Below are 15,781 nucleotides of genomic sequence, written 5' to 3'. Positions count from 1 at the left end.
CCCCCCCCCCCCCCCCCCCCCCCCCCCCCCCCCCAGGCCCTGATCGCCCTGATCGCCGTGCTTGGTGCGGAGCGGCCGCGGTTGCCCGCCACCCCGTGTTCGGTCACTGTTCCACACGGCTTTTCCGGTTCTTCTACCCGGGTGGGAACGCGCGGCACACCCGCGTTTGTCGGCCAAACCCCGTACGGCTCAGGGCAAACCGATCAGACGGCGCACCGCTTTGTCGCGAAACTCCACCGCGGCCCCGAAGTTCTCCACGATCCGGGAGACCAGCAGCGTCACCTGGGCGTCGCGGCCCACCACGTACCTGCCCCGGGGCTCCGGATCGGTGGCCGCCGCCGCGACGACCGCGGCGACCCGCTCGGCGTCCGTCCAGAAGGGCTGGACGAGGGTGAACCCGAGGTCGAGGCGGCGGAACGCGGTGGCGTATTTCGATCCCCGGTAGCGGTGCGCGACGTCGGCCATGTCCTCACTGATGCCGCTGCGGAAGCCGCCGGGCGCGACGACCACGACGTGCACTCCGGACCCCGCGACCTCCAGGCGCAGCGCGTCCGAGAGCGCCTCCAAGGCGTGCTTTCCGGCCTGGTACCAGCCCATGAGCGGATAGGTGACCTTGCCCGCGACCGACGAGATCTGGATGACACGGCCCCAACCGCGGTCCTGCATATAGGGGATGGCCAGCCGGGCCAGGCGCATGGGGGCGAAGACCGCGGTCTCCAGGTGGTGCCGGGCCTCCTCTTCCATGACATCCGCGACGGGTGCGTAGCAGGTGCCGCCGGCGTTGTTCACCAGGACGTCGGGGCGGATCTCGCCGACGACGTCCTTGCATCCCGCGGCGTCGGTGACGTCGAGGATGCGGGTCTCGACCTCGACACCGGCCTCCTCGGCCGCCCGCCGGACCTTGTCCCCCTTCTCGGCGGACCGGACGGTGCCGACCACGCGCATGTTGTCCCGGGACGCCAGCGCGAGCGCGCTCGCCAGGCCGAGCCCGGAGTTGGCGCCGGTGACGAGGGCCGCCCTGCGGGGTGGTCGGGCATCGGGTCGGTCGTGGAGTTCCCGGTTCTGGAGTTCCCGGTTCTGGAGTTCCCGGTTCTGGAGTTCCCAAGGCTTCGGTTCCTGGGGCTTCGGTTCCCGCTGATGCGGTGGCTCCTGCGCCACGTTCACCCGCCCGTCATGCTCGGGCCGTCGGCACTCCGCTTGGGCGCGTTGGCGGCACCACGGACTCCGGCGGGCTTGCGGGCCGCCGGAGTCCGGGTGGTCGCCGTGGCGCGTGCGGTCGCGGTGCGGGTTGCCGCGGTCCGCGCGGCCGTCGATCGGGCCGGGGTCTTGCGGGTGCCCGGCTTCCGGGCCACCGCCGCTTTGGGTGCGGCAGGCGTACGGGCGGCGGGTGCTGCCGGCGCCTCGGGCCGCGGCTCTGTCTCGGTCTCCGGGGCGGCCCGGTCCTCCGGCCGGGCCTCCGGCTGCGGCTCCGCGGCGGCGTACCGCGTCGTGCCGCCGGGCGGCCGGTCGAACTCGTGGGCGGCCTTGAGCAGGACGTTCAACTGCTCGACGATGCTGTCCGCAAGTGCGAAGGGGTCGGGCAGCGCGTCGCGGTCCGCGAGCACCCCGATGTCGATCTGGTCGTCATAGCTCATGCCTCCGACGAAGAGGCCGAATCCGTCCGCGATGATGCCCATCGAATGGAACGCCTCCACCTTCTGCCCCTGCGAGTACAGCGTCGCGCGGGGTCCCGGAACGTTGGAAATGACCGCGTTGCACACGGGCGGCAGAAGCGTGGCCAGCTTCGCCGCGCGGTATGCGTCACCGCCGAGGCCGACGACGGCCGGAGGCGGGGTGTCCGCCAGGCCGGTCAGCAGGTCGTTGCCCAACGCGCCCTGCACGGCTTTGGAAGCCAGCGCGTTTTCGTGGATGCAGAGCAGGCGTTCGGCCGGATCGTCGACGTCTGTGGACAGGCCGACGAGCATGCCGGTGATGAGGTTGCCGCTGGAGCGGGTGCCGCCCTTCGTGGCGTCGACGGGGACAGTCCCCACCAACTGCCTGCCGGGGGACTCGCCGAACGAGTCGAGCAGGCTCCGCACCGCGCCGCCCACGATGGCCAGCACGACGTCGTTGACCTTGACCCCGAAGGCGTTCTTGACGGTCTTGACGTCAGACAGCGACACCGTGCAGAAGCCGTACGAACGAGCCTTGCCGACCGGCTCGTTGAACCGGGTGCGCGGCATGTTGAGCGGCATGGCCTGGCCCAGCCGCCCGGTCATGGCCGCCGCGACCACGCCCCGCGCGGTCGAGCCGAGCTGCCCGGCCAGGCGTACCGGAGTACCGGCAAGCGACTTGGCCGGCTCGGCGAACCGGGCGATGCCCTCGGGGAGGCCGTCGCCCTCGTCCGGCATCGGCAGCGGGACGAACTCGCGGGAGACGCCGCCGTGCGGGTCGGCGTCGAAGAAGACCTCCTGCATCGAGGCACCGGCACGGCCGTCTATGCACGCGTGGTGCACCTTCCACAGGTGCGCGATGCGGCCGTTCTCCAGGCCCTCGACGACCCACCACTCCCACAGCGGGCGTTCGCGGTCGAGCCGGTGCCGGTAGATCTCGGTGGCGAGTTCGGCCAGCTCGGCGCGTCCGCCCGGCGCCGCGACGGTGGCGCGGTGCACGTGGTTGCGGAAGTCGAAGTCCGGGTCGGGGACCCAGTGCGGCCGCGACAGGCCCCAGGGCCGCTGCACCAGTCTGCGGCTCAGCAGCGGCAGGCGCGGCAGCCGTGCGGCGAGGGTTCGTTTGAAGGACTCGAAGTCGACGCGTCCGCCGGTGTCGGAGGCGTCCACGATCGTGAGGCACACGACGTGCATCGGCCATGTCTCCGACTCCAGCGCCAGGAAGGCCGAGTCCAGACCGGAGAGCTTCACCAGGTGTTCCTCCTCCCGATGCCCGACGAGGTCAGGGCATCATCGATGAAGCGGCGGGTCTGCCGGTTCCACATGGCCCCGATGTGCGAGCCGCGGTACCAGCAGACGGACGGTTCCTCCCAGTGCTTCCAGAGCCGGTACGCCTGCTGCGGCGTCGCCATCCGGTCGGCGAGCCCCGCGTAGACGAACCGGCGCTCCAGCGGCACCCGTGGGGTGAGGGCGAGCGGCGAGACGACGCGGTGTACGGTCGCGGCCTCGCTCCCGAGCAGCCCGGCGGCCTGCACCTCGCGCTTGATGTCGTCCGGTACGTGGTGCGACATGACCCACGCCATGTCGACCGACGGCACGCCCACGACCACGCAGTCGAGGTCTTCGAGACCCGCGAGCAGCGCGGCCACGTACGCGCCCAGGGACAGCCCGTGCACGGCGATCCGCGTCGCCCCCTGGCCGCGCGCCCAGGCCAGGCAGCGGCGCACGTCCCAGACCGCCTGGCCGAGCCCGTGGACGTTGCCGAGGTAGTCGAAGGAGATGAACGGCGTGTCCTGGGTGCGGGACGCCTTGCGTGGCCCGTGCATCGGGAGGACCACGTGCATGACGTTGAGGCCGAACTCGCGGTGTGCCCGCTGCGCCCGGAACGCGGCCAGGTCACCGGGGCGTCCCATACCGAATCCGTGCAGGTTGACGAGCCAGGGGCGGGGTTTGCCGGGGTGGCGGAGGACGTAGGCCCACACGCGCTGGTTGGCGCCGGCGGACTGCCACCGGGTGGCGCCGGGGATGCCGGGCCACGGAACATAGCCGCTGTCGAAGGCGAGCTGCTCGTAGCTGATGGTGCCGTACAGCTTGCCCCGGACGACCGGGTCGGTCAGCGGTGGTGGTTCGGGATGGAACAGGGCCGGGTCGTCGAGGTACGCCTCGGCCTGGAACTTGCCCAGGGCCTCGGCGACTTCCTCGCGGATGCGCTGCGCGTCCCCCGGTCCTGGGGACAGGCGGCTGGTGGACATGAACGCGACGACGAGCTCGTCGAGGAAGGCCGCCGAGACGAGCCCGGGCGTGGGGAACACCGTCGGCATGTCCGGGTAGTTGCGGCGCTCGGCGCGCAACGACCGGACGTACGACCGCACTCCGAACCCGACCGAGCGTGGGACGCTGCGCAGCATCGTGCCCAGCGGAATGTCGGAGAGCATCGACGCCGACTTCTCGCCCTCGGACCTGAACTGTCGCAAACGATCGAACACGGTCGACTCCCCTCCCCCGAGTGGTGAGTGCACGACCCCTGCCCAAAGCGGGGCAACACGGCGCCGTCGATCACGCTCAGTGGTTGATCGGCAACCCTGAGGCGATCCGGCAGGCTCGACAGTAGTACGGAATCAACGGAGCGAACACAGTCACTCGCCAGTAGTAACGGCGAATTCACATATGCGTCCGGAAGCTTTACTTCCACTCAAGACCGCACACTCGGTGGCGACAGCAACGAAACGGAACGGCAACGCGGCCGATTTGTATCGGGCCGAACGACCGTTCCGGACATCGGTTTGCGGCACTTCCCCACCACTTCGCGACCACGAGGGTGAAACGATGTCCTGACGAGATCGATCCACGATCGCTCCGGGGGGAAGGAACCAGCACGTGCCGCCGCTGCAACCTGATGATCCGTCACAAATCGCCGACTACCGGCTGTTGGCGAGGCTCGGCTCCGGGGGGATGGGGCAGGTCTACCTTGCCCGTTCGCCGGGTGGCCGGACCGTGGCGCTCAAGCTCGTACGTCCCGAACTCACCGCCGAGGACGGCTTCCGGACCCGCTTCCGGCGCGAGGTCGCGGCCGCCCGCCGGGTCTCCGGCGCCTACACGGCGCCCGTCGTGGACGCCGACCCGGACGCTGAGATCCCCTGGCTGGCCACCGCCTACGTCGCGGGCCCCTCGCTGACGGACGCGGTCGCCGAGCACGGGCCGCTGCCCGAGCCGACGGTCCGCGCGCTGGCCGCCGGGCTGACCGAGGCGCTGCGCGCGGTGCACGGCGCGGGCCTCGTGCACCGCGACCTGAAGCCGTCGAACGTCCTGCTCGCCCTCGACGGCCCGCGCCTGATCGACTTCGGGATCTCCCGTGCCGCGGACGACACTTCGATCACGTCCACGGGGCTGGTGGTCGGCTCGCCGGGCTACATGTCGCCCGAGCAGGCCAACGGCGGGGAGGTCGGGCCGTACTCGGACTTCTTCTCGCTCGCGTCGGTCCTGGTCTTCGCCGCCACCGGGCTCGGGCCGTTCGGCGGCGGGTCCGCGGCGTCGCTGCTGTACCGGATCGTGCACACGCCGCCGGACCTGGAGCCGGTACCCGCGTACCTGCGGCCGATCGTGGAACCCTGCCTCGACAAGGACCCCGCCCGGCGACCGAACGCGGGCGAACTCCTGGACCTGGCGGTGCCCGACGGGCAGACGACCGAGGTCCTGACGCGCTCGGGCTGGCTGCCTCCGGCGATCACCTACGCCATCGCGGAGCGCAGCGCGGCGGTCCTGGATCTGGACTCCGGACTCGGCTCGGACGCGGGCAGCGGCGCGGGCAGCGGCACTGCGGGGAGCGGCGGTGCCGGAGGCGCCGCGGGGAGCGCCGGCGCCGGAGGCGCGGGCGGAACCGCGGGCAGCGGCCCGGCAGTTCCGACCGGGGTCGCCGCACCCGACAATCCGGGCAGCGGCCAAGGCGGATCGGCTCCGTCACAGCCCGCGGCCGCGCCTCCCCCGCCGTCGTACGCGCCCACCGTGGGGCCGCCCGCGGCACGGCTGCCCTTCCTGTCCCCGTCCGGACAGCCTTATCCGCCCCCGGCTCTGGCCGTCCACGAACAACCCACACCCGCCGGGCCGTTCCCGCCGATGGCGGCCGGGTACGGTCCGCCGCCCGTTGCGTACGGAACGGAGCGTCCGGCCGCCGGACACCCGGTCGGGCCGCAGCCCGGCGGAGCGCACGGGTCCGGCGGCGTCAACCGGCGCGCGCTCGTGATCGGCGGCGCCGCGGTCTCCGTCGCCGCGGTCGGCGGCCTGACCGCATACCTCCTGACCAAGTCGGACGGGAACAAGGGCGACGACGACTCGGCGGACAACGTGGGCAACGACCCCGGCGGCGACCAGCCCGTGCAAGGGGGCGACAGCCCGTCGCCGTCAGGGCAGAGGCCGCTGCTCAAGTTCGGCTTCCAGGGCGGCCTCACCGGGGAGAACGCGCAACTGGGCATCAACATGCACAACGGCGCCACCCTGGCCGTCAACGAGGCGAACCAGCGAGGCGACCTGCCGTTCCGCATCGAACTGGTGCCGTCCGACGACCAGGGCAGCGAGACGAAGTCCGCCATGGCGGCGCAAAAACTCATCGACGACGACGAAGTCGTCGCCGTGGTCGGCCCGGTATTCAGCGGACCGACCCGGGCGGCCTCGGCGCTCTACGAGAACGCCGGCCTCTCCGCGGTCACCCCCTCGGCCACCAACCCGATCCTCACCGCATCCCCGTCCACCTACTTCAACCGGGCGACGACCAACGACAACGAGCAGGGCACGGAGATCGCCGCCTACCTCAAGAAGCTCGGCGCAGCATCGGTGTTCCTGCTCGGCGACGGATCGTCGTACGCCGGCGGCCTCCTCGCCGCGGTCGAGAAGGGTCTCGGCACCGCGGCCAAGATCACGAAGCACGAGGCCCCGAAGGGGTCCGTGGACTACACCGACGCCGCGAACCGGGTGAAGGCCTCCGGTGCGCAGGCCTTGGTCTACGCCGGCTACTACCAGGACGCCGCGCCCTTCGCGGTCAAGCTCGCCGCCGCCGGCTACACCGGCCACCGCATCGCGCCCGACGGGGTCACCGACCCGCAGTTCGTCCGGCTCGCCGGGCCGGCCGCCGAGGACTGGTTCCTCACGGTGCCCGCGGTCGACCCCAAGGCCGAGCCCACGCTGCGCGCGTTCGCCACCGCGTACATGCAGGCGTTCAAGACACAGCCGTCGACGTATTCCGCCGAGGCGTACGATGTGGTCAACCTGATCATCGAGGCCGCCAAGTCCCTGCGCTCGCAGACGCCGACGAGGTCGGCGATGCTCGGCGCGATCCGGTCGGTCCGCTACAAGACGCCGCTCAAGGAGTACGCCTTCGACCGGTCGACCGGCGAATTCGCCGGAACCGGCGCCGTGTACGGGTACCAGGTCAAGGCCCAGACGATCACGTACGTCGGCAACCTCCACAAACTGGTCACCGCCTGAGCCGTCGGCTGAGCCCGGCCGTTGGCGGTGGTATCGACACCGGGGCCCGGCGTCCGCACTCCGCGGATCGCCGGCCCCGGCCGACTCCCTTGTACGGCGCGGGCCTCAGCCCTGCGCCCACTCCCGCTGCGTCTTCAAGTCCTCGCGCAGTTCCGCCAGTTGCTCGGCGACCCGGACGGGCGCGGTGCCACCGCGCCCGTCGCGCGAGCGGATCGAGCCGAGGACGGTCAGCACCCCGCGCACCTCCGGCGTCAACTCCGGCGAGATCTCCGCGAGTTGCGCGTCGGTCAGGTCCCACAGCTCCAGGCCGCGCGGCTCGCAGTACTTGACGCAGGCGCCCGCCACCTCGTGCGCGACGCGGAACGGCGTGCCCTGCTTGACCAGCCACTCCGCGATGTCGGTCGCGAGCGAGAACCCGGCCGGAGCCAGCTCCTCAAGCCGCTCGCGGCGGAACCGCAGCGTCGCCACCATCCCGGTGAACGCCGGCAGCAGCACCTCAAGGGTGTCGATGCTGTCGAACACCGGCTCCTTGTCCTCCTGCAAGTCGCGGTTGTACGCGAGCGGGAGGGCCTTCAGCGTGGCCATGAGCCCGGTCAGGTTCCCGATCAGGCGCCCGGACTTGCCGCGCGCGAGCTCGGCGATGTCCGGGTTCTTCTTCTGCGGCATGATCGACGAACCGGTGGAGAACGCGTCGTGCAGGTCGACGAAGGAGAACTCCTTCGTGTTCCAGATGATGATCTCCTCGGCCAACCGCGACAGGTTGACCCCGAGCATGGCGGTGACGAACGCGAACTCCGCCGCGAAGTCGCGGCTCGCGGTGCCGTCGATGGAGTTCCCCGCCGAGGCGCTGAAGCCCAGGTCGCGGGCGACCGACTCGGGGTCGAGGCCGAGCGAGGACCCGGCGAGCGCGCCCGAGCCGTACGCCGACACGTCCGTCCGGCGGTCCCAGTCCCGCAGCCGGTCGGCGTCCCGTGCGAACGCGTGAACGTGCGCGAGCAGGTGGTGCGCGAGCAGCACCGGCTGGGCGTGCTGGAGGTGGGTGCGGCCCGGCATCGCGACGTCGAGATTGGCCTCGGCCTGCGCGACCAGCGCCTCCTGGAGGTCGGCGAGCAGCGCCCCGATCGCGCGGCCGTGGTCGCGCAGGTACATGCGGCCCAGGGTGGCGATCTGGTCGTTGCGGGAGCGGCCCGCGCGCAGCTTGCCGCCGAGGTCGGGGCCGAGGCGTTCGAGCAGGCCGCGTTCCAGCGCGGTGTGCACGTCCTCGTCCTCGATGGTCGCGGTGAACGTACCCGCCGCGACGTCCGCCTCAAGCCGGTCCAGGCCCTCCAGCATGCGCGCCAGCTCGTCGTCGGTCAGCAGACCGGCCTTGTGCAGGACCCGCGCGTGGGCGCGCGAACCGGCGATGTCGTACGGCGCGAGCCGCCAGTCGAAATGCACCGATGCCGACAGCTTGGCCAGCGCCTCGCTCGGGCCGTCGGAGAACCGGCCGCCCCACAGACGGGTGGTCTCCTGCTCGTTCGTCACGTTCTGCCTTCTCCCTGGTACCGGTTGCGCGGGCCGACGCGGGGCCCGACCTTACTGCCCGAGGTCCCGCCCGGCCGCGATCTTGCTCGACAGGCCGAAGATCTCGATGAAGCCCTTGGCCTGCGACTGGTCGAACGTGTCGCCCGTGTCGTACGTGGCCAGGTTGAAGTCGTACAGCGAGGACTCGCTGCGCCGCCCGGTGACCACCGCGCGGCCGCCGTGCAGGGTCATGCGGATGTCCCCGGACACGTGCTGGTTGGCCTCGGCGATGAAGCCGTCGAGGGCGCGCTTGAGCGGCGAGAACCACAGGCCGTCGTACACCAGCTCGGCCCAGCGTTGCTCGACCTGCCGCTTGTAGCGGGCGAGTTCGCGTTCGACGGTGACGTTCTCCAGCTCGGTGTGCGCGGTGATGAGCGCGACGGCGCCCGGCGCCTCGTAGATCTCGCGGCTCTTGATGCCCACAAGCCGGTCCTCGACCATGTCGATGCGGCCGACGCCCTGGTCGCCCGCCCGGCGGTTCAGCTCCTCGATGGCCTGGAGCACGGTGACCGGGCGGCCGTCGATCGCGACCGGCACGCCGGACCGGAACGTGATGACGACCTCGTCGGCCTCGCGCGGCGTCGCCGGGTTCTGCGTGTACTCGTAGACGTCCTCGATCGGGCCGTTCCAGATGTCCTCCAGGAACCCGGTCTCGACGGCGCGCCCGAAGACGTTCTGGTCGATCGAGTACGGGGACTTCTTGCTGGTGGCGATCGGCAGGCTGTTGGCCTCCGCGAAGGCGATGGCCTTGTCGCGGGTCATCGCGTAATCGCGTACCGGCGCGATGCACTTGAGCTCGGGGGCGAGCGAGGCGATGCCGACCTCGAAGCGGACCTGGTCGTTGCCCTTGCCGGTGCAGCCGTGCGCGACGGTCGTGGCGCCGTGTTTCCTGGCCGCGGCCGCCAGGTGCTTCACGATGACGGGCCGGGACAGCGACGAGACCAGCGGGTACTGGTCCATGTACCGGGCGTTGGCCTTGATCGCAGGCAGGCAGTACTCGTCCGCGAACTCGTCGCGGGCGTCCGCCACCTCGGCCTCGACCGCACCGCACGCGAGCGCGCGCTTGCGGATGACCTCAAGGTCCTCGCCGCCCTGGCCGACGTCGACGGCCACCGCGATGACCTCGGCGCCGGTCTCCTCGGCGATCCAGCCGATGCAGACCGAGGTGTCCAGCCCCCCGGAGTATGCGAGTACGACGCGCTCGGTCACGAGCCTTGCTCCATTCCGTTCAGCCGCCGAACCGAGCAGCCCGGCGACGGTCGTTCAAGTCTTCGAGGGGGTGCACGCGACGCGTCCACCACCCCGCACCCACGGCCTCAAAGGGCCGCACCCCCCGAGCCCCCGGGGGACGCGCCCTGGGCCTGGCCACGGCGTGAACCCGGCCCGCCCTTGGCCCGAGCTCAACCCGACCCCGGCCCGGGATTGGGCCCCGGCGTCCCGCTCGGGATTCGGCCCGTGGTTCCGCCCGGGTTGGCGCCCCGGATTCGGCCCGAAATTGGGCCCGGCGTTCGGCCCGGGGTTCCGCCCGGACTGGGTCTCCTGGCCCGGGCCCTGGCTTGGGCCAGTTTTTCGTGGTCACACGCCGCCATGCCCGCGAGCCGCAGGCCGCGCGGCGCTCGCCGCGTTGCGGACCTCGCCCGACGAACCCGGCACGCGCCGCAACCCGCGGCCTATCCGGCGGTCGTGCGTGCACACTCAATCGCCAGTCCCTTGTCTCGTTCCTGGCCAACGTTCCGGATCCTTGCGCTAACTCGTGTCTTCGAAGTCCCGCCGGGCCCGGGGGCCGTGGCACGCTCTGGGCCTTGACGGCCCTCCCAAATCGCGGCGCTACGACTCTTGCCGCCGGGCCCTGACGGCCCGTCCAAGCGAAACCCGGGCCGAGCCGCGGGCCGAGCCTTGCGAGGGCACCCACCAAGGCCCGCGGGCTATCCGCCGGGAATGCGGAGACATGGCCTAGTCCCTGGCCGCCGCGGAGCGGCCGCCTTCGGCGAGGGCGACGAGGTGGGCCACCAGTGCCGCTCCCCCCTCGGGGTCACGGCACACCAGCAGGATCGTGTCGTCGCCCGCGATGGTGCCCAGGATCTCGCGGCTGTCGGCGTGGTCCATCGCCGAGGCGAGGAACTGCGCGGCGCCGGGCGGGGTGCGCACCACGACGAGGTTGCCCGAGGCCTCCGCCGAGACCATGAGTTCCCCCGCGAGCCGGGCCAGGCGTCCTTCGCTCACCGTGTCGTCGGACGGCACGCGCGGGGTGCGGTCGCCGCCTTCCGCGGGGACCGCGTAGATCAGCGCGCCCTGCCCGTCGCGGATCTTCACCGCCCCCAACTCGTCGAGGTCGCGCGACAGGGTGGCCTGCGTGACGGCGAGGCCGTCGTCGGCGAGCAGCGCGGCAAGTTGCGCCTGGGACCGGATGCGGTGCCGGGTCAGGATGTCCACGATGCGCCCGTGGCGTGCGGCGCGGGTGCTCGGCACCGCGTACACGCCCTCGGGCGCCGGCGTGGGCATGGTCTCTTGCTCGTTGCTCATGACGACCTCGCCTACCTTCGGACTCGTCGTCGGCCGCGCGGGCGCGGTACCGCGTGGGTCGTGGTCACCGGGGTCCTCCCGCGGCCGAAGCGGCTGACGCCGCGTCAAGGATCTCGGGCAGCGCCGCGATCAGCGCCTCCACGTCGGCGGTGTCGACGACCAGCGGAGGAGCGAGCCGGATGACGTCCGGCGCCACCGCGTTGACGAGGAAGCCCGCGTCGCCGGCGGCTTCGGCGACGTGACCCGCGACGGGTGCGGTCAGCACGATACCCAGCAGGAGGCCCGCGCCACGCACATGATCGACCAGCGGGTGGCCCAATGCCTCGACACCGGCGGTGATCCGCCCGCCCAGCGCGCGAGTTCGGTCCAACAGGCCGTCGGCCTCCAGCGTGTCGAACACGGCGAGGCCCGCCGCGCAGCACACCGGGTTGCCGCCGAACGTCGAGGCGTGCTGCCCCGGCGCCAGCAACTGCGCGGCGTCGCCGAACGCGACGCAGGCACCGAGCGGCAGGCCGCCGCCGATGCCCTTGGCCAGGGTCATGACGTCCGGCAGGGCCCCCTCGAAGTACGGGTCCTGGTGCGCGAACCAGTACCCGGTCCGGCCGGTGCCGGTCTGCACCTCGTCGAGCATGAGCAGCGCGCCGCGCTCGGCGGTGATCTCCCGGGCCCGCTTGAGGTAGCCGGGCGGCAGCGGCCGGACGCCGTACTCGCCCTGGATCGGCTCCAGGAGCACGGCCGCGGTCCGGTCGGTGACCATCGCGTCCAGCGCGTCGATGTCGCCGAACGGGACATACCGCACGCCGCCGGGCAGCGGTTCGAAGCCCTCACGCTTGCCGGGCTGCCCGGTCAGCGCGAGCGCGCCCATGGTGCGCCCGTGGAAGGAGCCCTCGACCGTGACGACCTCGGGCCGCCCGGTCCGGCGCGCGATCTTGAACGCCGCCTCGTTCGCCTCGGCGCCGGAGTTGCAGAAGAACACCCGGCCGTCGCGGCCGGTCAGGCCGAGGATGCGCTCGGCCAGTTCGACCGCGCGGGTCGAGATGAACAGGTTGGAGACGTGGCCGACCGCGGAGAGCTGCGTGGTGACGGCGTCGATGACCGCCGGGTGGGCGTGGCCCAGAACGTTGACCGCGACCCCGGAGAGGAAGTCGGTGTACTCGCGCCCGTCCGCGTCCACCACGTGGGCGCCCTTGCCGGACACCAGGGCGACCTTCGGCTGCCCGAGCGACGGCATCAGGGCCCCGCCCCACCGCTGCTGGTACGCCTCGTTCGTCTGCGAACCGCTCATGCCCCCGCCCCCTGGTTCGGTGCCGGGACGACCATGGTCCCGATGCCTTCGTCGGTGAACACCTCAAGCAGCAGCGAGTGCGCGACCCGCCCGTCGAGGACGTGGGCGGCCTTGACGCCCGCCCGTACGGCGCGCAGGCACGCCTCCATCTTCGGCACCATGCCGCTGGCCAGGGTCGGCAGCAGCTCGGCGAGCTCGTCGGCGTCGAGGCGGCTGATGACCTCGTCGCTGTCGGGCCAGTCGGCGTACAGGCCCTCGACGTCGGTCAGCACGACCAGGCGCTCCGCGCCCAGCGACGCGGCCAGGGCCGCGGCGGCGGTGTCGGCGTTGACGTTGTAGACGTGCCCGTCGGCGCCGCGCGCGACCGAGGAGATGACGGGGATGCGCCCGTCGTCCAGCAGCGCGGCGATGGCTCCGGGGTTGACCTCGACGACGTCGCCGACCAGCCCGATGTCGACCAGTTCGCCGTCGACCACGGCGTGCCGCTTCTCCGCGGTCATGGTGTGCGCGTCCTCGCCGGTCATGCCGACGGCGAACGGGCCGTGCTCGTTCACCAGGCCGACGATCTCGCGCTGCACCTGGCCCGCGAGGACCATGCGGACGATGTCCATCGCCTCGGGGGTGGTGACCCGCAGGCCGCCCGCGAAGGTGGACTCCAGGCCGAGCTTGTCCAGGTGGGCACTGATCTGCGGGCCGCCGCCGTGCACGATCACCGGCTTGAGCCCGGCGAAGCGCAGGAAGACGACGTCCTGGGCGAAGGCGCGCTTGAGGGCGTCGTCGACCATGGCGTTGCCGCCGAACTTGATGACGACGGTCTTGCCGTAATAGTGCTCAAGCCACGGCAGTGCCTCGATGAGGGTGTGCGCCTTGCCGAGCGCCACATTGTGGCGCGCGGCCCGGATCGCTTTGCCCACGGACTCGGTCTTCACCGTGCTCCCCCCGGACGGGTTCTGGTCGATTGCGGCGGTCATGACGAGTACGCCGAGTTCTCGTGCACGTATTCGGCGGTCAGGTCGTTGGTCCACACGGTGACGGCCTCGGCGCCCGCGTTGAGCCGGGCGGTGATGCGCACCTCGCGGCCGGTCATGTCGACCCGGTCGCGGTCCTCGCCGACGGCGCCGCCCTTGCAGACCCACACGCCGTTGATGGCGACGTCGAGCCGGTCGGGGTCGAACTCGGCGGAGGTGGTGCCGATCGCCGAGAGCACCCGGCCCCAGTTGGGGTCCTCGCCGTGGATCGCGCACTTGAGCAGGTTGTTGCGGGCGATCGACCTGGCGACCTGGAGGGCGTCGGCCTCGGTGGCCGCGCCCTCGACCTCGATGGCGATGTCCTTGCTCGCCCCTTCGGCGTCGGCGACGAGCTGACGCGCCAGGTCCGCGCACACCGAGCGCACGGCCTCGGCGAACTCGCCCTGCTCGGGGGTGACTCCGGAGGCACCGGAGGCGAGCAGCAGCACGGTGTCGTTGGTGGACATGCAGCCGTCGGAGTCCACCCGGTCGAACGTGGTGTGCGTGGCCGCCCGCAGCGCGGAGTCCAGCGTCTCGGCGGGGACGTCGGCGTCGGTGGTCAGCACGACGAGCATGGTGGCGAGACCGGGGGCGAGCATGCCCGCGCCCTTGGCCATGCCACCGACGACCCATCCGGACCCGCCCGCGGTGGCGACCTTGTGCACGGTGTCGGTGGTCTTGATCGCGACGGCCGCCGCCTCGCCGCCGTCGGCGGACAGCTGGGCCGCCGCCGCGTCGACCCCGGGCAGCAGCTTGTCCATCGGCAGTTGCAGGCCGATCAGACCGGTCGAGCACACCGCGACCTCGCCGGCGTTGAGGCCGAGGGCCGCGGCCACCTGCTCGGCGGTGCGGTGGGTGTTCTGGAAGCCCTCGGGACCGGTGCAGGCGTTGGCGCCGCCGGAGTTGAGCACCACGGCCTGGAGCCGCCCGCCGGTGAGCACCTGCCGGGACCACAGGACCGGAGCGGCCTGCACCCGGTTGGACGTGAACACGCCCGCGGCCGCGAGCGACGGTCCGTCGTTGACCACCAGGGCGACGTCGGTCGCGCCGGTCGTCTTGAGCCCGGCCGCGACGCCGGACGCCCGAAATCCTGCTGCTGCGGTGACACTCACGGCGCGACCCCCGTCTTGCTCAGTCCCAGGTCCTCGGCGAGGCCGAGGGCGATGTTCGTGCTCTGCACCGCGCCGCCCGCGGTGCCCTTGGCCAGGTTGTCGATCGCGCCGACGGCGACCAGCCGCCCGGCACGCTCGTCGACCGTGACCTGGATCAGCGCTGTGTTGGCGCCGTAGACCATGGCGGTCGCCGGCCACTGCCCCTCCGGCAGGAGGTGGACGAACGGCTCGGCGGCATACGCCTTCTCATACGCCTCGCGAACCTGCGCGCCGCTCACCCCGGGCCGGATCTTCGCCGTGCACGTGGCGAGGATGCCGCGCGACATCGGGACGAGGGTCGGCGTGAACGAGACGGTGACCGGCCCGCCCGCGACGGCGGCGAGGCCCTGGCCGATCTCCGGCGTGTGCCGGTGCACCCCGCCGACGCCGTACGCGCTCGCGGACCCCATGACCTCGCTGCCGAGCAGGTGGGTTTTGGGAGCCTTGCCGGCGCCGGAGGTGCCGGACGCGGCGACGATCACCACATCGGGCTCGACCAGCCCCGAGGCGAACGCCGGGAAGCAACTGAGCAGCGAGACGGTCGGGTAGCAGCCGGGCACGGCGATGCGCTTGCTGCCGCGCAGCCGGTCGCGCGCGCCGGGCAGCTCCGGCAGGCCGTACGGCCAGGTGCCGGCGTGCTCGGAGCCGTAGAAGTGCTCCCAGTCGGCCGCGTCGTGAAGCCGGAAGTCGGCGCCGCAGTCCACGACGAGCACGTCGTCGCCCAACTGCCGCGCTATCTCCGCGGACTGCCCGTGCGGCAGGGCGAGGAAGACCACGTCGTGTCCCGCCAACGCGTCGACCGTGGTCTCGGAGAGCACGCGGTCGGCCAGCGGCACCAGGTGCGGCTGAAGCGTGCCCAGGCGCTGACCTGCGTTGGACCCCGCGGTGAGCGTGCCGACCTCGAAGTGTGGATGTGCGAGCAGCAGCCGAAGAATCTCTCCGCCCGCGTAGCCGCTGGCTCCCGCCAGTGCCGCCGTGACGCCCATGGTCGCCTCCTCCCGACGGAATGAATATACGGAGGAGCGAAGTTTTATGCAAACACCATCCGCCACGGCCACGTGGCCCACCCACGACCGGGGCCTCCAGCTGCGACATTACTCCGAAGATCGCCGCATAACGGATGCC

Annotated in this window: 11 protein-coding genes; 1 reads left to right on the top strand and 10 read right to left on the bottom strand. The window is 71.9% G+C overall.

Going from position 1 to position 15,781, the window contains the following annotated elements; all coding sequences use genetic code 11:
- Positions 1–189 precede the first annotated feature (189 nt).
- The 3 genes from ACRX5S_RS02135 to ACRX5S_RS02125 are packed head-to-tail and all read right to left on the bottom strand — an operon-like array spanning position 190 to position 4,135.
- Positions 190–1,164: an SDR family NAD(P)-dependent oxidoreductase gene (locus ACRX5S_RS02135; RefSeq protein WP_436770934.1), complete on the bottom strand. Its 975-nt coding sequence runs from the start codon at positions 1,162–1,164 to the stop codon at positions 190–192.
- The gene (locus ACRX5S_RS02130; RefSeq protein ID WP_436770933.1) at positions 1,161–2,900 is read right to left on the bottom strand and encodes a WS/DGAT/MGAT family O-acyltransferase; all 1,740 of its coding nucleotides are present in this window, start codon (positions 2,898–2,900) and stop codon (positions 1,161–1,163) included. The genes ACRX5S_RS02135 and ACRX5S_RS02130 overlap by 4 nt, the downstream gene beginning before the upstream one ends.
- Positions 2,897–4,135 (bottom strand): alpha/beta hydrolase family protein, encoded by a 1,239-nt coding sequence (locus tag ACRX5S_RS02125; RefSeq protein WP_436770932.1) that lies wholly within the window; start codon positions 4,133–4,135, stop codon positions 2,897–2,899. Before ACRX5S_RS02125 ends, ACRX5S_RS02130 begins: the two co-directional genes overlap by 4 nt.
- Before the next feature lie 391 nt (positions 4,136–4,526).
- Between ACRX5S_RS02125 and ACRX5S_RS02120 the strand changes: the two genes are divergently transcribed.
- Positions 4,527–7,127, top strand: a complete 2,601-nt coding sequence (locus tag ACRX5S_RS02120) for an ABC transporter substrate-binding protein (protein ID WP_436770931.1) — start codon at positions 4,527–4,529, stop codon at positions 7,125–7,127.
- A gap of 105 nt (positions 7,128–7,232) precedes the next feature.
- Here the strand turns inward: ACRX5S_RS02120 and argH are convergent, their stop codons facing one another.
- From argH to argC, 7 genes are all read right to left on the bottom strand, one after another.
- A complete protein-coding gene (argH, locus tag ACRX5S_RS02115; protein ID WP_436770930.1) occupies positions 7,233–8,651 on the bottom strand; it encodes an argininosuccinate lyase in 1,419 nt (472 codons plus the stop codon).
- Positions 8,652–8,702: 51 nt separating this feature from the next.
- Complete coding sequence (locus tag ACRX5S_RS02110; RefSeq protein ID WP_436770929.1) at positions 8,703–9,899, bottom strand: argininosuccinate synthase; 1,197 nt, start codon at positions 9,897–9,899, stop codon at positions 8,703–8,705.
- Positions 9,900–10,643: 744 nt separating this feature from the next.
- On the bottom strand, positions 10,644–11,213 hold the full coding sequence (locus ACRX5S_RS02105) for an arginine repressor (protein WP_436770928.1): 570 nt from the start codon (positions 11,211–11,213) through the stop codon (positions 10,644–10,646).
- A gap of 64 nt (positions 11,214–11,277) precedes the next feature.
- Positions 11,278–12,498 carry an acetylornithine transaminase gene (locus ACRX5S_RS02100; protein ID WP_436770927.1) on the bottom strand — a complete coding sequence of 407 codons (1,221 nt, stop codon included), beginning with the start codon at positions 12,496–12,498 and terminating at the stop codon, positions 11,278–11,280.
- Positions 12,495–13,469, bottom strand: a complete 975-nt coding sequence (argB, locus tag ACRX5S_RS02095) for an acetylglutamate kinase (protein ID WP_436770926.1) — start codon at positions 13,467–13,469, stop codon at positions 12,495–12,497. Before argB ends, ACRX5S_RS02100 begins: the two co-directional genes overlap by 4 nt.
- The gene (argJ, locus tag ACRX5S_RS02090) at positions 13,466–14,617 is read right to left on the bottom strand and encodes a bifunctional glutamate N-acetyltransferase/amino-acid acetyltransferase ArgJ (RefSeq protein WP_436770925.1); all 1,152 of its coding nucleotides are present in this window, start codon (positions 14,615–14,617) and stop codon (positions 13,466–13,468) included. The genes argB and argJ overlap by 4 nt, the downstream gene beginning before the upstream one ends.
- Entirely contained in the window at positions 14,614–15,642 is a 1,029-nt protein-coding gene (argC, locus tag ACRX5S_RS02085; protein ID WP_436770924.1) for an N-acetyl-gamma-glutamyl-phosphate reductase, read from the bottom strand. The genes argJ and argC overlap by 4 nt, the downstream gene beginning before the upstream one ends.
- Between the last annotated feature and the right edge of the window lie 139 nt (positions 15,643–15,781).

It is taken from the genome of Yinghuangia sp. YIM S09857 (assembly GCF_051388915.1).
GTDB lineage: Bacteria > Actinomycetota > Actinomycetes > Streptomycetales > Streptomycetaceae > Yinghuangia.
This window is presented reverse-complemented; position numbering and strand designations above follow the sequence as displayed.